Below are 18,020 nucleotides of genomic sequence, written 5' to 3'. Positions count from 1 at the left end.
TCAGGCATGTTGCACACGGTGCAACACACGTTGCGTATGACGCTCACCGCTGTCTAACATCTCGGCCGACACGGGGTCAACGCGGCCTGTGCCGCCCGCACCCCCCGAGGAGCCACGACGATCGTGACCGGCACCGGAGCCCGCCGGGCCCCCGACACGGACGCCGACGGCCACGCCCACGGCGGCGGCGGTGCCTCCGGCGGGCCGGGCCACCCGGGTGGTACCGGCGACCCGGGCGGCTCCGCAGCCGAGGTCGCCGACGTGGTCGCGGTCGGCGAGTCCATGGTCACGTTCCTGCCCACCCGCCCCGGCCGCCTCGCCGACGTGCCGTCCTTCCAACGCTCCGTCGGCGGCGCCGAGTCCAACGTGGCCTGCATGCTGGCCGCCGCCGGGCACACGGTGCGGTGGGTCAGCCGGGTGGGCACGGACGGCTTCGGCGACCATCTGCTCGACGCGATCGCCGCCCACGGCGTCGACGTCACCGCCGTCCAGCGGGACGCCCGGCGCCCCACCGGCGTCTACTTCCGGACAGCGGGGGACCGGGGCACCCCGGCCCACGAGGTCGTCTACCACCGCGCCGGCTCCGCCGCCTCCGCGATGAGCCCCCGCACCATCGACGCCGCGGCGGTCCGCTCCACCCGGATCCTGCACCTGACGGGCATCACCGCGGCCCTGTCGGCACCGTGCCTGGAACTGCTGCGCGACCTGACACGGCCCCGGCCGGGACGCCCCCTGGTGTCCTTCGACGTCAACCACCGGCCCGCGCTGTGGCGCGACGGCGACGGGGCGCGGGTGCTGCTGGAACTGGCGCGCGCGGCGGACATCGTCTTCGTGGGCGCCGACGAGGCCCGCGACGCCTGGGGGCTGCACGGCAGCCGCGCCGTCGCCGAGGCCCTCCCGGAACCGCGGACCCTGGTCGTCAAACTGGGCAGGGGCGGCGCGATCGCGTTCCACCGGCACCGCGGCAGGGCGGCGGAGGCCGACGGCACCGCCACCCTGGAGCGGCCGCCGCACGTCCGCGTCGTCGCGGCCGTCGGTGCCGGGGACGCCTTCGCCGCCGGCTTCCTCTCCGCGACCCTGCGCGGCCTGACCCCGCGGCAGCGGCTCCGCCACGGCCACCTCTGGGCCGCCGCCGCCCTCACCGCCCCCGGCGACCTCGCCGCACCGCCCGCCCGCGACCGTGCCGACCGTCTCGCCGCGCTCGACGACACCGCATGGGGGACACTGCGACTCGGCCCCGGCTGGACGCACGACCCGGGACCCCAGGAGGAGGTACACACCCCATGAGCCAGACCGTCGACCGTGCCCTGAGCATCCTGCCGCTGCTCGCCGAGGGCCCCGCCGACCTCGGGCAGGTCGCCGGCCGCCTCGGCGTCCACAAGTCCACGGCCCTGCGGCTGTTGCGCACCCTCCTCGGCCACGGCCTCGTCTACCGCCAGTCCGACCAGCGCTACCGCCTCGGCGCCCGACTGTTCGCCCTCGCCCAGGAGGCGATGGAGAACCTCGACGTCCGCGAGATCGCCCACCCGCACCTCGTCCGCCTCAACGAGCAGTGCGGCCACACCGTCCACCTCGCCGTGTACGAGGAGGATGAGGTCCTCTACATCGACAAGGTGGACAGCCGCTACCCGGTCCGCATGTACTCGCGGATCGGCCGGCCCGTGGCCATCACGGTCGCCGCCGTGGCCAAGCTGCTCCTCGCCGACCTGCCGGAGCCCCAGCGCCGCGCCGTAGCCGAGAAGCTCGACTATCCCCCCTACACGGCCCGTTCGACCCCCCACGCCCCCGCCTTCCTCAAGGAGCTGGCGGCGGTGCGGGAACAGGGCTGGGCCACCGACCTCGGCGGCCACGAGGAGTCCATCAACTGCGTCGCCGCCCCCATCCGGGGCGCCGACGGCCGGGTGGCCGCCGCGATGTCGGTGTCCGCCCCCAACGTCGTCGTCACCGCGGAGGAACTCCTCACCCTGCTCCCGCTGGTGCGCTCCACCGCGGACGCGATCAGCGGCGAGTACTCCGGCAGAACCCCCGTCGAGGAAGCCACGGCATGACGCGGAAGACCGCGCTCACCCCCGCGACCCACACCACTCCGCCCGCCCGGTTCTCGCACGGCGTACGGACGGGCAACATCGCTCAGGTCGCCGGACAGGTCGGCTTCCTGCCCGCCGAGGAGGGCCGGGCCCGACGCCCGCCGGACCCACCCTGACGCGAGCAGACCCTCCAGACCCCCGCCAACGTCCGGGCGGTCCTCGAAGAGGGCGGAGCCGGCTGGGACGACGTGATGACGATCCGCGGCTACCTCACCGACACCGCCCACTTCGCCGAGATGAACGCCCTCTACGACGCCTGCTTCGACGCACAGGGCCTCACCGGGCCGCCCGCGGCCCGCACGACCGTCCACGTCGGCCTCCCGGCCGGGGCTCTCATCGAGATCGACGCGCTCGCGGTCCTGGACTGAGCCCCCGGGCACCGTTCGCGCCAGGAGTCCTATAACGAAGTAGGGGCTGACTGTGTGCGGCACAGGATCGTCGACCATACTGCCCGCTGTGGAGCAGCGCAGAGGTTCGAGCAGCCAGCCCCTGAAGGCCGAGCCCGTCACGGGCGCCGGATTCGACCCGGCCTTCATCCCCGGGCTCACCACCCCCGCGTCCGCGGCGCCCGGGGGCACCGTGAACGCCGCCGACGTCGAGGACGCCGCACCGGAGGAGCCCTCGGCCGCTGAGCCGTCGGGCCCCGCCGACGACGGCGCCGGGGAATCGGCCGGGGAGCCGGCGGAATCGCCCGCCGAGGACACGCGGGCCGGCGAATCCGCCGGGGAACCCGCGGAGCGGGCCCTTGACGGGCCGGTCTTCGAGGCCGCCGACCGCCGAGCGCGGATCGTCGCCGACCGGAACGGCGTGGCGCTCGCCCTCGACGACCAGGCGTGCGAGTTCCGCTGGGACGAGATCGGCGCGATCGAGACGGCGACCGCCCGGTTCGGCAAGCGCTTCACCGTCACCGTGCACACCCCCGACCGCCGCTGGTACCCGATCGAGGTCGAGGCGACGTCGCGGTCGGAGTTCCCGGAGTGGGAGAGCCGGCTGGACGCCGTCCTCGACGCCTACTTCGAGGACGACGCCGCGACCGGGGAGGCCGCCGCCACCGAGGACGGGGCCGCCACCGAGGACACGACCGGATCCGGGGACTCCTCCGGTGCCGCCGGGGACGCGGCGAGCGCCGATGCCGACGGCACCGCCGAGGGCACGGATGCCGCCGTCGCGGACGCCGGGAACACCGCCGACGGCGGCACCGGCACAGAGAGCCCGGTCGGCGCCGATACCGACCGGGCGGGCGGCGCCAAGAAGGCGGCGGGCGCGGAGGGCACCGACTGAGCGACCCCTGGCCGGCCGGGCCCGCGCCCCTCACGACGGCGCGGCCCCGCGGACCGTTGGGGCCCTGCGGACCGGCGCGGGTCCGGGCGGCGGGCGAGGCGGATGCCCTTCCGCCGAACCGGTGCCCGGTCGCCCGGACGGCCCGAACGAGTTGCTCCTTGCGGCTTCCTGGCGTTCGCCGCACGCCCCCTTGTGGTGCCCCGGACGGCCGGGCCCGCTGATCCTGGTGCGGTGCGGTGCGGTGCGGTGCGGTGCGGTGCGGTGCGGTGCGTGCAGCAGATCCGGGGCCGGCCGTGCCCGGGCTTCTTCCGAACAGGCGGCACCGCACGGGCACTTAGTTCGTGCTCTGCGCCCGGAACCAGTGGGTGCTCAGCGCCATCTCGCGCATCTGCGCGATCGTGAGCGCCGGTGTCGCGCGCGTGGCGGCCTCCTGCTGCGTACCGGCGTTGAAGGCGCTGATCACCACGCGCCGTCCGTCCGGCCGCATGGTGTCGACGGTCCACATGACGCTCCCCGCGGCGCCCTTCGCCCCTGGGCCCTGGTGCACGGCGACCCGGGTGCCGTCGGAGAGCGTCTCGGAGCCGGAGCCGAAGAGGGCGTCCGCCGCATCCCGCATGTCGGGCTGCACATTGACCTGCACCAGGCTCCTGCCCCTGCCGTCGTCGACGACCGCGTAGGCGAACTCGCTGTCGTCGCCCCTGCTCTTGTCCACCACGTCCAGGTCCTTGGGCAGCAGCTGGAGCAGCGTGGCCCGGGCGTGGACGTCGGGCAGCGAGGGCTGCGAGCCGGGCTTCTCCGTCACCTTAGGAGGCTCCGGCATGGTGTCCACGACGGTGCGCCACTCCGGGGCCGAGGCGAGCCGTGTCAGCTGCTCGGGGTCGAGCGGCGGTTCGGGCCGGCTGATCGGCGCGTCCTTCTCGCTGGCGGAGTTCCACTCCATCACGGACACCTGCTGCCCCTTCGGGGTGAGCAGCTCGGCCCGCCAGAGCTTGGTGTCCACGCGCCGGTCCGGGTACTCGTACCCCTGGAGGATCATGATCACGGAGCCGTCGTCCAGCCGCTTCGTCGTGCAGGCGTCGTAGGGCACGTACACCTTGTCCGGGCACCGGGACGCGTCCTGGGCCTCCTGCGTGCCCGGCTGCACCCGGTTCAGGGAGACGGACACCGCCGCGGGGCCCTTGCCGTCCTCGAAGACGACCGACGCGTACGGCGCGGCGATCGGCAGGTCCTTGTCCTTCTGGGTGCCGCGTCCGGCCTCCTGGCTGAACGTGCCCTTCGGCATCAGCTTCTTCAGGGTCTCGATCATCTGCTCCGCGGACACCGGGCCCTCGGCGGTCGTGGCCGTGGCCGTGGCCGTGGTTGTGGACCCGGCCGTGGCCGACGCCGACGCCGACGCCGACGCCGACGTCGAGGTCGAGGCGGACGGCTTCGGCGTGGCCCCCACGGCGGTCGCCCGGGAGGCGGGGGCCGAACCGCCCCACGGCACCAGCAGCGCCCCGCCCACCGCCGCGAGCGCCACGCTCGCGGCGCCGCCCAGGACGGCGGCCCGGCGTTGCAGGCGCAGCCGCCGGCCGCGCGCCGCACCGGCGGCGGCGAGGGCGGCGCGGTTGGTGTCGAAGGTTCCGCCCGCCTGGTGGAGGGCGGCGGACAGCCGGTCCTCGAAGGGATCGGTCTGTGGGGCGTCGAAGGGGTCGCTGTGCTGGTCGACGGGCATGGCGGGCCACCGTTTCACGAGGTCGAAGAGGCTTGGGGAACGCAGCGGGGAGGGTGGGGAAGAGCGGCAGGGGCGGGCGGCGGGGAGGGTCGCGGGGGACACCACGGCGAGGGCCGGGAGACGGCTGCCGTTGCCCGGCAGCGGCAGCGGGGACGCTGCGGCGCCCGGAGGCTCACGGGCGGGCGTACACGCCGACGTCCTCACCGAGCAGTTCCCGGAGCCGCGCGAGCGCCCGCACGCTCCGGGTGCGCACGGCGGCCGAGCTGGCGTGCAGCACGTCGGCGGTCTCCTGGACGGACCGGTCCTCCCAGTAGCGCAGTACGACCACGGCCCGGTCCTTCGCGGGCAGTTGCCCGAGCGCCTGGAGGAGCGTGAGCCGCAGCGAGGCGTCGGGCAGGTCGTCCGCGGTGTCCGGTACGACGTCCGTGGCGCGCTCGGTGTTCCTGCGCAGCCGCTTGTGGGCGAGGAAGGTGCGTGTCAGGACGGTCTGCGCGTACGCGGCGGGGTTGCCGACGCGGGAGACCCGCCCCCAGCGCAGGTAGACGCGCCCGAGGGTCTCCTGCACCAGGTCCTCCGCCAGGTGGGTGTCCCCGGCGGTGAGCAGACACGCCGACCGGTACAACTGCCCTGTGCGTGCTGCCGCGAACTCCGCGTACTCCTGTGCGCGGACCTGTCTCATGTGCGCTCCCTGAGGCTGTGTACCGGCTGTCGAAGAGGTCCTCACTTCATTGATGCGGTGGGGAGGCGAAAATGTTTCACACGTATTCCACAGCGAAGAGCCACGCCTCCGGCACCCGGATGCCGTGACCGCGACCGTGACCGCGACCGAGAGCACGAGGACCGACCGATGACCGAGCCCGCACCGCCCCCCGGCCCCACGCCGCCGCCGGGCTTCGGCCCGCCCCCGCCGCAGTACGCCTTCCCTCCGCCCCCGCAGTACGCGCCCACGCCGCCCCCGCCGCGGCACATGCCCCCGCCGTACGGGGCGGTACCCGCTCCGGTTCCGGCGTCGTGCCCGCCCGCGGGGCCGGAGTTCACGGCGGTGGACGGGAGCAGCGCGATCGCCGTCGACGCGGAGGGCGTCACCCTTGAGGTGAACGGCGTCTTCGCCGAGTTCCCCTGGCCGGAGATCCACAGCGTCCACTACCGGGTGAGCCCGAACGGCAAGACGCTGATGCTCGGGGTGATCCACCTGGACGGCCACTTCTACGACGCCGTGGTGAACGCCAGGCCGCGCGCCCGACTGGCGGAGTGGTGCGCGCACCTGCCGTGGGTGCTGGGCCACTACCGCCCGGCGGGCTGACCGCCGGGCGGTTCCGCTCACAACAGGTGGTCGGCCTTGCCGGCCTTGATGTCCAGGATCAGGGTGCGCAGCGCCTCACGTGAGTCGGTCAGGTAGTGCTCCTCCTGACCGGCTATGGCGATGTAGGCGTTGCCCTGGGGGTCGGTGCCCACGCGGAAGCAGGCGGACCCCTCCGCGCAGAACGGGTCTTCCCAGGTGATCTCGGGGTCGGGCATCGGTCCTTCTCCTCAGAGTCGACTGGCGATGTCCTGGATGAAGTCGTGCGACTCCTCCGCAGACAGCGCGCGCTGCTCCAAACAGTCCAGTTGGGCTCGGTACTTGGACAACTGAGCTTCCTGATGCAGGAATTCCGGGCCGTGGGCGCTGTCGGTCTGGACGGTGTCGAGTCGGGGCATCGGCCCTTCCGCGTGGACGACGGTCTGTCCGGCGCCCGGGAACGAGCCGGCGTCGAAGGAAATGACCCGCACGGTCACATGGGGTCGCCGAGCCGTACTGAGCAGGTGCTCCAGTTGGCCGCGCGCCACCTTGCGGCCCCCGAACCTCATGCGCAGCGCGGCCTCGTGCACGATGCCGACGTACGCGGTCGGCTCGTCGCCCTCCAGAACGCGCTGGCGCTCCAGCCGGTGAGCCAGCCGCAGCGCCACCTCGTGTTCGGGCAGCGGGGGCAGCGCGGCTTTGAAGACGGCCTGGGCGTGGTCGCTGGACTGGAGCAGCCCCGGCATGTGGACGAAATGCACGCTGCGGATCCGCACGGCGTGATGCTCCAGTTCGGCGATGTCGAGCAACCCGGCCGGGAGGCTGCCGCGATACCGCTCCCACCAGCCGTCCCGGGCCGGTCGGGCCATGCCGACCAGAGTGTCGACATAAGCCTCGTCTTCGCAGCCGCAGTTGCGGGCCAGGGTGCGCAGACGCTCGGCGCTGATGGCACGCGCACCCGACTCGATGTTGGAGATCTTTCCCCGGTCCACGCCGAGCAGCCCGGCGGCGTGCTCCCCGGTCATCCCGGCGGCTGTGCGCATCTTTCGCAGCTCCGCGCCGAGCCTCTTCTGTCGCTCTGTCGGAGACGTCCTCGCGGCCATGCGGTCCCCTTCCTCAGCCGGGCTCACCCTATTGATCCCCATACCACCCCGAAAGCAGGGCAACATGACCCCCGATGCCCTACATGCGGTAACGGGCACGCTACACAAGGCGGTCGGCAGTGCATCGCGCGAGCCTGACCGCACCCTCCGTCCCCGGGAGGGGTGGGCTCGCGCGCCAGGGAGACGAGCCACCGACGCCGGACACCCGGCGCACGGCACGGAGAGGACGTCACAGGATGCCCACCCCTCACTGCTGCTTGATCAGCGGCGTCCGCCCGCGCCGCGACCATGTCCGGCCCTTGCCGGGCTTCAGATCCTGCCCGGCCTCGTCCTCGAAGACGATCCACGCGCCCAGGAGCTGGGCCGTCCTCTTACCCGTGACCACTGCTCCGTCCGCCACGCGGCGACGGCCTGTTCGTCCCGCTCGACGGCCCGGTGCGCGGGGACCTGGGGTGACCAGCCCAGCCGGTGCAGCAGATACGACACCCCGCGCGGGGTGTACCGGTAGCCGAACAGGCGGTGGATCAGCTCCGCGACCCTCGCCAGGGTCCAGCGCTGGTCCTCAGTCCAGCCGTCCGCGGCCGCCCCTGCCTCCAACTCGGCCTGCAGGCGTTCTGCCTGACCGTCGCTGAGCTGACACGGAAAGCCGCCGGCCCCCTTGGACGCCAGAGCCGTTCTGCCGCCCTGGCGCCAGGCGGCGTGCCAGGCATACGCCGACTTCCGCGACACCCGTAACCTGCGGGCCACCTCCGGCGGCCGGACCCCTTGCCCGAACATCTCCGCGGCCCCGAAGCGCACTGCTTCACGCTTCGACCGCCCCACGGCGGTCAGACCGCCCCCATCCGCGTACCTCATGACGAGGATGTAGCACCGCCAACGCCTCCTGCCACCCCACCCCTTCAACCCCAGCGTCACGACGCGCAGAAGCCCCGCCAGGACATGCCTGACGGGGCTTCAGATTTGCGCTTGCGTGCCCTCACAAGCCCCAAGCGAACTCACGGAACTACATAAAGGCACAACCCCCGGTTAAGCACTCCCGGAAGGCTCTCCGGTCCAGCCAGGCGCTTCCCCGACGGCACTCACCAACCCGCCAGCCAATGCAAATGCCTGCTCTCGAAAGAAGCCGATTCTTTCGTAGAACACCTCCTCAGAGGGCATCATGACTGGAGCGGAAACCAATGCCGCAAACAGCACATGAATCTCATTCAGCTGGAACTCTGAAGTCGACCCGGCAGCCTTCTTCATCACCTGTGCAGCGCTTGCGCGATCGACACCGAGGCGCACAATCGAAGGACGATCCCCATCGGGGCGGTCCGCGTGGAACATGAGCGTCTCGCAGATCAACTGCTTCTGCACCTCCGTCAACCGCAAGAGGACTCCACTGCGAGTCGCCGTGGCTGCAACTTTCACCCTCATGGCGTCACATACCTCCCGCTTTCAAAGGCTCCTTGACTGTACCTAAACCCGTGGATGTTACGGCCAGTCGTCACAAGTAGCACACCTCGACTGGAGTCGTATGCCACACGCGATCCAGTCCTAGTATCTGTATGCGTCATCTTGCCTCGCCACGACGCAAAGTAGGAAGCCAACGCATCAGGATCATGCCCGATACCAGGAAGATCGTGATCCGCGGCAGTGGAGGAGCCGTCATGCATCCTCTGCACCTGGTAATCGACTCCGTCGGCTACGTCCGGGCCGTGCGCACCATCTATTCGGTCATAGGTGTCGTCATCGAGCCCGCCATTGACGGGATCCCTTCCATTGCAGTTGTGAACGAGGATCGGCACGCCGCCAGCCAGCACATAGTACGTGTGCGCGCTGGTCGGTCGTCATCTGCGTTTTTGCCGGTCAGCGATTCCGGCCTGTCCGTGAGTGTGCGCGGAAGTGCCCTGTTGTGCGCCCGTGTTGCCGCTGAGGTTGAAAGGGCAGGGTGACGGGCTACGGGGGCTCCAGTCCGAGTCCGGTCTCGTCTACGAAGCCGTTGAGGATCTGCGGTCGGCGTTGGATGGCGCGTAGGCGGTTCTTCACGAGTGGGGTGAGGTCGTCGATCGTGTGGGGTGCGAGGTTGGCCAGGGACTTCTTCAGGTGGGCCCATACGCCTTCGACGGGGTTGAGGTCGGGTGCGTAGGGCGGGAGCTTGACGATGGTGAGCCAGTCGCTGTTGCGGTTGCAGAACTCCGGTAAGGGCTTGGCGTGGTGGGTGCTGGCGTTGTCCCACACCACGATCAGCGGGGCACCGCCGAGCTGCCGGCGGGCGGAGGTCAGCAGGTCCGCGAACTCGCGGGCCCGGAAGCCCTTCTTCTCGCCGGTACGGCCCCGGTACGTCTGCGTCCGGTAGATCAGCCTGGTCTCGCGGCCCGGTCTGACGCAGACCAACCCGGCCATCAAGACCCGGCCCGATCCCTTCCCGGTCACCCTGACCAGCGGCGTCCGGCCCCGCCGCGACCAGGTCAGGCCCTTGCCGGGCTTCAGATCCTGCCCGGCCTCGTCCTCGAAAACTATCCACGCGCCCAGGAGCTGGGCCGCCCTCTTACCCGTGACCACTGCTCCGTCCGCCACCGGGCAACGGCCTGCTCGTCCCGCTCGACCGCCCGGTGCACCGGGACCTGGGGTGACCAGCCCAGCCGGTGCAGCAGATACGACACCCCGCGCGGGGTGTACCGGTAGCCGAACAGGCGATGGATCAGCTCCGCGACCCTCGCCAGGGTCCACCGCTGATCCTCGGTCCAGCCGTGCGCCGCCGGTCCCGCCTCCAGCTCGGCCTGCAACCGCTCCGCCTGGACATCGCCCAGCCGGCACGGAAAGCCGCCGGCTCCCTTGGAAGCCAGGGCCATGCTGCCGCCCTCACGCCAGACAGCGTGCCAGGCATACGCCGACTTCCGCGACACCCGTAACCGGCGGGCCACCTCCGGCGGCCGCATCCCCTGCCCGAACATCTCCGCGGCCTCGAAACGCACCGCCTCACGCCTCGCCCGCCCCGCAGCGGTCAGACCGCCACCATCCGCGTACCTCATGACGAGGATGTAGCACCGCCAACGCCCGCTGTCACCCCACCCTTTCAACCTCAGCGTCAAACGACTCAAGTGCCCCCACTGCTGTGAATCAGTGGGGGCACTTGTTGTCTATTCCAGCGAACTACCGAAACGCCTCTTGCTCACGCTGGCGAATGCTAAGCAAATTCGCCACGAATCATCCGTCAAGAGATTTCGGCGAGTTATCGAAATCCTGACTCCAAGACCTCTCAAGACTCGCCTTCGCCGCTCTCGCCGCAGCCCGAAGCTCTCGCCATTCGACCGCTTCTTCGAGCGCGAGCTCAGTCCAAATCGACTCAGGTCCCGCACTCACAGCATCCGCGAGTCCATTGACCGACTGAAGCAGGAGGTATTCCTCATGGCTTAGCGAACGATCGCCCACTCTGGCGCGCGCTACATGCAGCACGTCGTCGAACTGAAGCAGGATCTCATCCACCCCCACTCCTGACGCCTGCAAATATGCAGCTTGACGATCGGGTTCTGCGCTGAGCAGGTCCAACACAGCGAGAGTCCACCGCCGAAAGTCGGCCAGCTTTCGCTCCCCGGTCATCGAATGATCCCTCCCAGATCTCCTTCAGGGCCCACGACTCTCCAGTAGGCACCCTCTCCGTGATGGCCACCGCCAGGATTCCACCTGAGCATCCGCCCGGTCGGGTCTCCTCGACCCGTGTATTCGCGAATCACCCATCCACCTCCAGCGTTCTTGCCACGCCCCAGGCCTTCTTCACGCCATCCCGACTTACCCGCAAAGAACGGCTTGACCTGATCGGGCGTTACGCCACCCCTGAGGGCAGACGGAGTATCGAAGATGTCATCTGCCGAGCGAATGCCCGGAAGCTGACCAGCCTCCTCCGCGAGCTGCCTACGAAGTTTCTCTCCACTCGCAGCACTCGTAGGGCAATTACTGTTGTGTACGAGGACCGGCGTCTTGCCTGCCAGCACATAGTACGTGTGCTACGCGGACGCCTCGTGAAGAACCGCCTACGCGCCATCCAACGCCGACCGCAGATCCTCAACGGCTTCGTAGACGAGACCGGACTCGGACTGGAGCCCCCGTAGCCAGTCACCCTGCCCTTTCAACCTCAGCGTCAGCGTTGCCGTCAAACGACTCAGAACCCCCACCGAAATTACTCTCGGTGGGGCTTCTGATATACCCAAGGACATTCCGCCTTGCCGTTGCGGAAACAGACGGATCAGAGCAGAGCTCTATCCATCAGTCCAGTTGATTCAGTTCAGCACGGATTCTTTCTGCTTCGGCGCGAGCAGAGGCCGCTTCGGCGGCAGCTCTCTGGCGATCTTCCTGATAGATGAGAACGCCGGCCAGTGAATCCAAAGCGTCTGCAATCCTTTCCCGCCACGCGGCAAAAGATTCAGTTTCACGCCCACCCGAAGGCCTTTCGGATCGCACTTCTCTCAATCTTTGAAGTGCGGCGCGCAACTCTGGAGAGACAGGCACGAGACTCACCCGCGTCCACCGATTTGAGGCAAGAACCGCTGGCAGGCAGGGCATGGTGCGATCAGTTCACCATGATCCTCAATAGGGAAAGAATTCCCTCTACCGCCACCGCCGATCCTGACAGACTGGAATGTCGCCCCCTCTAGCGGGATGCCAGCGCTCTCGAACTGAATGGCACACCCAACTTCCCCGCACCCACCATGGTGTCCGGAGTTGGCTACTGCCCTCGCTGTCTGCGGAGGCATTGCGCCACTGCGCGTATCCGTTGCATAGGAGAAACGGACATGCTCTCCATCCGCAGAGGTAATCTTCGTGGCAACATTGGGACGCGATTCCGGACTCATACTCAGCGCCTCGTCTGCGAAGTCGAGCAAGTCATCATCGGCCTCCCCGCAGTTGTGAACGAGTACCGGCGTCGCCCCCGCCAGCACATAGTACGTGTGCTACGCGAAGCCTTCGACCTGCTTTTTCGCAGGTCAAGCGCAGTTTGCTGGTCCGGTGAGGTGCGCGGGTGTCCGTGGTTGTGCGGGGTTGTTGCCGTCAGCTACTGCCGTCAGCCGGTTCAGCCCAGGTACGGCTTCTCGCGCTGTTCCAGGAAGTGCTGGAGCCTGAGCCGTTGGGTGTGGTGCATCGGCAGCTGCTCGATCTCTTCCGACGGCACGAATCGGAGCTCGGTGGACTCGTCGGAGATTGCCAGCCGACCGCCGGTGATGCGGGCGGTGAAGCAGACGTTGAACTGGCGGCGGACCTCGCCGTCGGTGTAGGCGATGATGTGTTTCGGGTCGGTGTAGGTGCCGACCAGGCCGGTGATCTCTACGTCGAGGCCGGTCTCTTCTTTGACTTCGCGGACGGCCGTGCCTGGCAGGGAGTCGGTGAGGTCCATGCCGCCTCCGGGCAGCGCCCACAGGTCGTTGTCGCGGCGGCGCTGGAGGAGGATGCGGCCGTGGTCGTCGGTGACGACGGCGGAGGCGGCGACGACCATGCTGTTCGGCTTGGGGGCGTTCGGGTCGTCGTAGTACTCGGTGCGGGCCACGGTCAGCCTTCCTCTCGTACGGGGGTCGCGGTTGCCCACACCGCGTCGAAGCTCTCGGCGTAGGTGTCGAACATGCCGCCTGTCTCATGTCGCCGAAGTTGCCACACGGGGGCGGCGTAGGCGTTGACGCCCCAGACGTGGGCGTTGACGAGTTGCTGGTCGTCGGCGCGGTAGAGGGAGTTGTAGAGCGTGGTGCTGTGGGTGCGGACTTCGATGCCGGGGCTGCCGGTGAGCGGCCTGTAGTGCATGAGTGCGAGGCGGCAGCGGGATTCGATGCCGTGGCCGAACCGCTCTTCCTGGCCGCGGGCTTGGACGTTGTCGCTGTCGGCGTCCCCGATCGCGATGCGGACGGTGCAGCCTTCGGCGGCGCGTTCGGTGAGGAGTTCGTTCAGCCTCGGGTACGCCTCGTGGAGGAAGACGGCGGCGTAGACGAGGATGTCGATCCGTTCCCGGGCCTGGGCCATTAGGTCGGTGAACGTGGAGGCGGGGATGTCGGCCCGCTGCTCGTAGAGCGCGACCAGTTCGGGGCTGATGGCGCGGGCGGGGCGGGCTTGGCGGAGCGCCGGCCAGAGTGCGTGCACGTCTTCTCCCAGGGCTCGGGCCGCCTGGAGGGCTGTGGTACGGCGTGGCGTGCGCCCGAGGTTCACCCAGCGCTCGACCGACTTGGGGTCGACCTCGACTTCCTGAGCGAGGGCGGCGTACGTCCAGCCTCCCGCCGCCATGACGGCTCGTAGTCTTTCGTTGGGCATGAGTCTCCCCCTTCGTCTCAGGACGGCACTAGGGACGTTCTACATGGTGCGGGACGTCCCGGAGTGGGGTTTGGTGGAGGTTCCTTCGTCCTGGCGACCGGCGTGAGGATCGGTGCCGACCCTGCGGCATCGACAGGCCCAGGGGCACGGATTCACGCCACTGAGGAGCGTCTACGTGCGAAAGTGCGCCACACCTTGTGTTCCCGCCCTGCGACTGGATACCCGGCCGCGGACCGCCTTGCCGGGGTGGTCACGATGACGGACCGCAATTCCGACACGGTCCGGTGCACCCCCTCGCCCAGTGTGGGCGCCGTGGCGGTCGACCGGCGGAGCGGCAAGGTGGGCGTGGTGATGGGGCATGTGGGGCCGTACGTGCAGCTTCGGCCACCGTGCGGTGGCCGGGAGTGGGACGTGCCGCCCGAGGACGTTCGCCCACCGACTCCGACGGAGGAGTTGAGCGCGAAGGTGGCCGTGGCCAACCGGAGGTGGGGACGGTGACCCCTCGCTCGGTCCTGCGCTACGAGACCTGGACGCTCCAGCCCGACCGCGAGCCGGACGCGGAGCCGGTCCTGTATGCGATGCAGTGTGCCGTGGACGGAGAGACGTCCCCGGCAGGCGAGGACTTCGCCGAACCGCAGAACTGGGTGCTGCGGCACTGCGGTCAGAACCCGTCCCACCACACCTACCGGGAGATCATCACCCGGCCCTGGCGGGCCTGGCGGCAGACCTGACCGCCCTGCTCGCCCGGGTACCGCGCTGCCCCACCCGACTCCCGTCCCTGCCGGGCGTAACTGATTGAGGCTCCCCCGTCCTCGTCAGCCTCGGCGGGGACGGGCCTTCACGTGCGCGCCGCGCCCATGACCGTGAGGTTCTGGCCTCAGCCTCCGAAAGTCAGCCAGGACGGCGGGCGCGCCGACCGATCACCCGTCACGTATGTCTCGCTCAACCCCGCACCGGTATCAGCCCAGTTACTCCATCGTCACGGCCCCGGCCAGGCACCACGGCCGCGTTCCGGACGACGGCACCGCCGGGATACTGACGCCGCACGGTACGACCGGGGCCGGACGGCCTCTCGGGTGCCCGGCCGGTCTGCTGCTGAGCGGTCGGACAGCGGGGCTTTCGGTTGGCGGTCCGGCCTATGCTCCCGGGCTCTGCGCGCCGAGTGGTCGGAGGCCGTCGCCAGCGGGGCGGTAGACAGGAGCGGGCGGCGGTCACCGGCCGCCGACGCGCGGCGGCCCGCGTCAGCGGGTCGCCTTGATCCAGTAAAGAAACTCTGAACAGCTCCGCGTTTCTGCGGCGGTGCTGTGGCTACTGGGTGGGGCGGTTGCCTCGGCGGTTGAGGGCAGCTCGGAGCTCCGCTGCTCGTTTCCCCGTTTCCTCCGGGTGGGTCTCGCCGCGAAGACGCGCACGGCGTTTCTGGTCTTCGACCAGGGCGTTGACCCGGCCCGTGATCGCGTCGAGGTTGGCGCGTGCTGCGGCGAGTTCGGCTTGTGCCTGCTTGAGTTCGGCGGCGGCTTCTTCGTCGGTCTTGCCGGTGGCCTCGACGGCCTTGCGGTCCTCCTCGCGGCGTGCCATGGCCAGCTCGTTGGCGCGGTCCCACCGCAGTGCGGCGTCTTGGGCAGGCGGCAGTTTGCGGACGAAGACCCCGCGCCCGTGGACGGAGTAGATCAGTCCCTCGTCCTTGAGGACGCGCAGCGCGTTCTGCGCGGTGGCACTGGCGATGCCGAAGATCTGCTGGAGCTCGCGGGAGGTCGGGAGCTTCTGCCCTGGGGGAAGCTCGCCGCTGTGGATCTGCGCGCGAAGCGCTTCCGCCACCTTCACGTACGGCGGGCGGGGGTCCTCCGGGTCGATCCGGCTGGCGCTTTCGCCCGCGCGAGCGGCCGGCGCGTCGGTGGCGGGCTCATTGATCCAGTCGCGGACGTAGCTGCCGCGCCCCATGACCGAGTACACAAGACCCTCGCCCTTGAGCACGCGCAGCGCGTTGTGGACGGTCGAGCTGGCGATCCCGAAACGCTCCTGGAGCACGCGGGCTGACGGCAGTTTCTCGCCCGGCGCGAACTCGCCATCGGTGATCGCGTTTCGGAGTACCTCGGCGGCCTGGACGAACGGCGGCCTCGGGTCCTCCTCCAGGGGCAGGGTCATTCCCCCAGGGTAGCGGCGCCCCGGCCACGTGACACACCTGCGCGCCATGACGTTCGGACCATCAGGAGATCGAGTTTGGCGGGTATCTATGTGTTCTGCCGTTTCGGTGTTGCAGGTGTCCGCGTGTATCAGTAGTGTCGTTCGCGAGCCGACCAAGCGGCTCCATCGAACAAGGGTGTGATGGCATGGCTATGTCTCGGATTCGTGTGGCGCTACTCCCGTCTCAGGTGTGGATCGCGGGCACCGAGGCGACGCTCAAGATCAAGGACATGGAGACCGGCGAGATCGCGCGGGACCGTGACAGCGGGGAGTCGCTCTACACCGTGACCGTGATGCTCATGGAGGACGGCCGCGCGGAGATCCTCAAGATCACGCTGCCGGAGTCAGGTCTCCCGGACGGTCTCAAGGCGGGCGCGATGGTCAAGCCGCTGGACCTGGTGGCAATCCCGTGGGCGCGCGTGCAGAAGGGACAGCTTCAGGACGGCATCGCCTTTCGCGCCTCCAGCCTGGAACTGGCGGGAGCGGCGGCGTGATCCGCTTCGAGGGCCCGGAGTCGGAGCGGGACATCTACCCGCTCCGGCCCCTGCCGGGGACCGACCCGGCCGCGTTGACCTGCTCGGTGTCGGGCCGCGTGCTCGACCTGTTGCGCCTGCCCCCTGTTGAGGCGGCGGGCCTGGACCTGACGGACGTGTTCCGTCTGATCTGCGAGAACGGGGGAGTGACATGGAAACCGTGATGGACGTGATCAACCACGCGCCGGACGTGCTGCTGATCGCGGTGTCAGTGGTCGGCCTGGGACTGGGGCTGGCGCTGGTGCGTTACATGCGGGCCGACCGGGCGACACGGGCAAGCATTCGTCAGGCGATGCGGGTGCGCCGGGGCTGGATACGCCTGGCCCGGATGGCGGGCCTGACGGTGACGGACAAGACGCCCGGCTGGCTGGCGGACCTGACCGCCCCGAAGGGCACCACCGCACCGCGCGTGCTGGTGCCCAAGATCAAGGTGAGGGCAGACCGGTTCGGCGTGATCGTGCGGGCGAAGTGCCTGCCGAAAGTCGGCCTGGAGGAGTTCCAGCGCTCGGCCCGCTTCCTCGCGGACGCCTGGCGGTGCACACGCGTGTCCGTGACGCCGGACGGCCCCGGCCGCGTGGTGATCCGGGGCGTTCGCACCGATCCCCTGGTCATGGCCACCGAGCACCACCCCAACGGGGCGGTGCCGGCCGATCTGTCGCGGTGGAGTCTGGGCGTGGACGAGTACGCCACTGAGGTGATGGTCTCGCTGGCGAACGTGCCCGGCGTGACCGTGGCCGGTGTGCCGGGTGCGGGCAAGACGTCGATGATCAACAAGCTCGTCTGTGATCTCGCGCCGTCGCCTGCGGTTCAGTTCGCGGTGGCAGACGGCAAGGTGTCGGCCGCGTCCGAGGGAGACTACGCCGACGTACACGAGCGGCTGTTCGCGTTCGTCGGTGACGATCTGGACGACGCCAACGCACTGTTCAAGCGGCTCGTTGCGCTGCGGCGGGCGCGTTCGTCGGTGATCCGGAACGTCCTCGGGGTCAAGAACATGTGGCACGTCGGCCCCTCGGAGGTCTGGCCGCTGACCGTGCTGATCATCGATGAGGCCCACACGTACTTCCGTGAGTACAAGGGCAGTGACCAGGAAACCAAGCGGCTCGCCGCGCTGACAGCGGAGAACGCGCGCCTGGTCGAAGACCTGGTGAAGAAGGGCCGTAGCGTCGGCTTCCTGGTGCTGATCGTCAGCCAGAAGGTGACCGGCGACGCGATCCCCACGTTCATCCGCGATGTGTGCCCGGTCGGCCTGTCCTTCGCGCAGAAGACCGTGGAAGCCGCGGTGGCCGCGCTCGGCGACGACATCCGCAACTGGCCGGACGCGAGCCCAGTGACCTTGCAGGACCCCGCCTACACCGGCGTCGCCGTGATGGCGATGCAGGGTCGGCCCGGCTTCGCCCGCATCCGCACCCCGTACGTCGACGACACCGACGCGGCCCGCATCGCGATCACGACCGCTCACCTGGCCATCGACCCCGCCCTGTTCCTCGACACCAGCGACCCCGAACTGTGGGCCGACCTGCCCGACGACGACGGCACGACCGTCGTCTCTATCGCCCGGCGCTGACCGTACCT

General features: G+C 69.6%; 23 protein-coding genes and 1 pseudogene. 11 read left to right on the top strand and 13 right to left on the bottom strand.

Annotation, left to right across the window (positions count from 1 at the left end; genetic code table 11):
- Window positions 1–261: 261 nt before the first annotated feature.
- From I3F54_RS10520 to I3F54_RS10505, 4 genes and pseudogenes are all read left to right on the top strand, one after another.
- The gene (locus I3F54_RS10520; protein WP_308373361.1) at window positions 262–1,287 is read left to right on the top strand and encodes a sugar kinase; all 1,026 of its coding nucleotides are present in this window, start codon (window positions 262–264) and stop codon (window positions 1,285–1,287) included.
- A complete protein-coding gene (locus I3F54_RS10515; protein ID WP_240118405.1) occupies window positions 1,284–2,048 on the top strand; it encodes an IclR family transcriptional regulator in 765 nt (254 codons plus the stop codon). Before I3F54_RS10520 ends, I3F54_RS10515 begins: the two co-directional genes overlap by 4 nt.
- Window positions 2,045–2,455, top strand: a pseudogene (locus tag I3F54_RS10510) (RidA family protein). Before I3F54_RS10515 ends, I3F54_RS10510 begins: the two are co-directional and overlap by 4 nt.
- A gap of 88 nt (window positions 2,456–2,543) precedes the next feature.
- A complete protein-coding gene (locus I3F54_RS10505) occupies window positions 2,544–3,368 on the top strand; it encodes a hypothetical protein (protein ID WP_240118404.1) in 825 nt (274 codons plus the stop codon).
- 334 nt (window positions 3,369–3,702) lie between these two features.
- Here I3F54_RS10505 and I3F54_RS10500 read toward each other — a convergent pair whose 3' ends face one another.
- A complete protein-coding gene (locus I3F54_RS10500; protein WP_240118403.1) occupies window positions 3,703–5,082 on the bottom strand; it encodes a hypothetical protein in 1,380 nt (459 codons plus the stop codon).
- A 172-nt stretch (window positions 5,083–5,254) separates the two neighbouring features.
- Window positions 5,255–5,761 (bottom strand): SigE family RNA polymerase sigma factor, encoded by a 507-nt coding sequence (locus tag I3F54_RS10495; RefSeq protein WP_240118402.1) that lies wholly within the window; start codon window positions 5,759–5,761, stop codon window positions 5,255–5,257.
- A gap of 168 nt (window positions 5,762–5,929) precedes the next feature.
- Between I3F54_RS10495 and I3F54_RS10490 the strand changes: the two genes are divergently transcribed.
- Window positions 5,930–6,385 (top strand): hypothetical protein, encoded by a 456-nt coding sequence (locus I3F54_RS10490; protein ID WP_240118401.1) that lies wholly within the window; start codon window positions 5,930–5,932, stop codon window positions 6,383–6,385.
- Window positions 6,386–6,402: 17 nt separating this feature from the next.
- Here I3F54_RS10490 and I3F54_RS10485 read toward each other — a convergent pair whose 3' ends face one another.
- From I3F54_RS10485 to I3F54_RS10470, 4 genes are all read right to left on the bottom strand, one after another.
- Window positions 6,403–6,600 (bottom strand): hypothetical protein, encoded by a 198-nt coding sequence (locus I3F54_RS10485; RefSeq protein WP_240118400.1) that lies wholly within the window; start codon window positions 6,598–6,600, stop codon window positions 6,403–6,405.
- Window positions 6,601–6,612: 12 nt separating this feature from the next.
- Window positions 6,613–7,464, bottom strand: coding sequence for a helix-turn-helix transcriptional regulator (locus I3F54_RS10480; RefSeq protein ID WP_240118399.1), 852 nt, complete (start codon window positions 7,462–7,464; stop codon window positions 6,613–6,615).
- Window positions 7,465–7,773: 309 nt separating this feature from the next.
- Entirely contained in the window at window positions 7,774–8,319 is a 546-nt protein-coding gene (locus I3F54_RS10475; protein WP_240118398.1) for a winged helix-turn-helix domain-containing protein, read from the bottom strand.
- 171 nt (window positions 8,320–8,490) lie between these two features.
- Window positions 8,491–8,820, bottom strand: coding sequence for a hypothetical protein (locus I3F54_RS10470; RefSeq protein ID WP_240118397.1), 330 nt, complete (start codon window positions 8,818–8,820; stop codon window positions 8,491–8,493).
- A gap of 293 nt (window positions 8,821–9,113) precedes the next feature.
- On the opposite strand from I3F54_RS10470, the gene I3F54_RS10465 reads away from it, so the two are divergent.
- The gene (locus I3F54_RS10465) at window positions 9,114–9,398 is read left to right on the top strand and encodes a hypothetical protein (RefSeq protein WP_240118396.1); all 285 of its coding nucleotides are present in this window, start codon (window positions 9,114–9,116) and stop codon (window positions 9,396–9,398) included.
- A 4-nt stretch (window positions 9,399–9,402) separates the two neighbouring features.
- Here I3F54_RS10465 and I3F54_RS10460 read toward each other — a convergent pair whose 3' ends face one another.
- The 6 genes from I3F54_RS10460 to I3F54_RS10435 form a co-directional block, all read right to left on the bottom strand.
- On the bottom strand, window positions 9,403–10,008 hold the full coding sequence (locus tag I3F54_RS10460; RefSeq protein ID WP_240118395.1) for a transposase: 606 nt from the start codon (window positions 10,006–10,008) through the stop codon (window positions 9,403–9,405).
- On the bottom strand, window positions 9,963–10,478 hold the full coding sequence (locus I3F54_RS10455; protein ID WP_240118394.1) for a winged helix-turn-helix domain-containing protein: 516 nt from the start codon (window positions 10,476–10,478) through the stop codon (window positions 9,963–9,965). The genes I3F54_RS10460 and I3F54_RS10455 overlap by 46 nt, the downstream gene beginning before the upstream one ends.
- A gap of 175 nt (window positions 10,479–10,653) precedes the next feature.
- Entirely contained in the window at window positions 10,654–10,932 is a 279-nt protein-coding gene (locus I3F54_RS10450; protein ID WP_240118393.1) for a hypothetical protein, read from the bottom strand.
- 777 nt (window positions 10,933–11,709) lie between these two features.
- Window positions 11,710–11,952: a hypothetical protein gene (locus tag I3F54_RS10445; RefSeq protein ID WP_240118392.1), complete on the bottom strand. Its 243-nt coding sequence runs from the start codon at window positions 11,950–11,952 to the stop codon at window positions 11,710–11,712.
- A gap of 562 nt (window positions 11,953–12,514) precedes the next feature.
- The gene (locus tag I3F54_RS10440) at window positions 12,515–12,985 is read right to left on the bottom strand and encodes an NUDIX domain-containing protein (protein ID WP_240118391.1); all 471 of its coding nucleotides are present in this window, start codon (window positions 12,983–12,985) and stop codon (window positions 12,515–12,517) included.
- A gap of 2 nt (window positions 12,986–12,987) precedes the next feature.
- Window positions 12,988–13,734: a helix-turn-helix transcriptional regulator gene (locus I3F54_RS10435; protein ID WP_240118390.1), complete on the bottom strand. Its 747-nt coding sequence runs from the start codon at window positions 13,732–13,734 to the stop codon at window positions 12,988–12,990.
- 255 nt (window positions 13,735–13,989) lie between these two features.
- Here I3F54_RS10435 and I3F54_RS10430 point away from each other — a divergent pair, with 255 nt between their 5' ends.
- Together I3F54_RS10430 and I3F54_RS10425 are read left to right on the top strand one after the other, a co-directional pair.
- Entirely contained in the window at window positions 13,990–14,232 is a 243-nt protein-coding gene (locus I3F54_RS10430; RefSeq protein WP_240118389.1) for a hypothetical protein, read from the top strand.
- On the top strand, window positions 14,220–14,465 hold the full coding sequence (locus tag I3F54_RS10425) for a hypothetical protein (RefSeq protein WP_308373345.1): 246 nt from the start codon (window positions 14,220–14,222) through the stop codon (window positions 14,463–14,465). Before I3F54_RS10430 ends, I3F54_RS10425 begins: the two co-directional genes overlap by 13 nt.
- 577 nt (window positions 14,466–15,042) lie before the next feature.
- On the opposite strand, the gene I3F54_RS10420 is transcribed toward I3F54_RS10425, so the two are convergent.
- Entirely contained in the window at window positions 15,043–15,876 is an 834-nt protein-coding gene (locus tag I3F54_RS10420; RefSeq protein WP_240118387.1) for a winged helix-turn-helix domain-containing protein, read from the bottom strand.
- A gap of 185 nt (window positions 15,877–16,061) precedes the next feature.
- Here I3F54_RS10420 and I3F54_RS10415 point away from each other — a divergent pair, with 185 nt between their 5' ends.
- Genes I3F54_RS10415 through I3F54_RS10405 form a run of 3 tightly spaced genes read left to right on the top strand, consistent with a single transcriptional unit; the run spans window position 16,062 to window position 18,012 of the window.
- Entirely contained in the window at window positions 16,062–16,409 is a 348-nt protein-coding gene (locus I3F54_RS10415; RefSeq protein WP_240118386.1) for a hypothetical protein, read from the top strand.
- Window positions 16,406–16,612 (top strand): hypothetical protein, encoded by a 207-nt coding sequence (locus I3F54_RS10410; protein WP_240118385.1) that lies wholly within the window; start codon window positions 16,406–16,408, stop codon window positions 16,610–16,612. The genes I3F54_RS10415 and I3F54_RS10410 overlap by 4 nt, the downstream gene beginning before the upstream one ends.
- Window positions 16,600–18,012, top strand: a complete 1,413-nt coding sequence (locus tag I3F54_RS10405) for an FtsK/SpoIIIE domain-containing protein (protein ID WP_240118384.1) — start codon at window positions 16,600–16,602, stop codon at window positions 18,010–18,012. Before I3F54_RS10410 ends, I3F54_RS10405 begins: the two co-directional genes overlap by 13 nt.
- Window positions 18,013–18,020 lie beyond the last annotated feature (8 nt).

The sequence above is a fragment of the Streptomyces sp. MUM 2J genome (genome assembly GCF_022414535.1).
GTDB lineage: Bacteria > Actinomycetota > Actinomycetes > Streptomycetales > Streptomycetaceae > Streptomyces.
The sequence above is the reverse complement of the archived record's forward strand: the minus strand, read 5'-3'. Positions and strand labels throughout refer to the sequence as shown.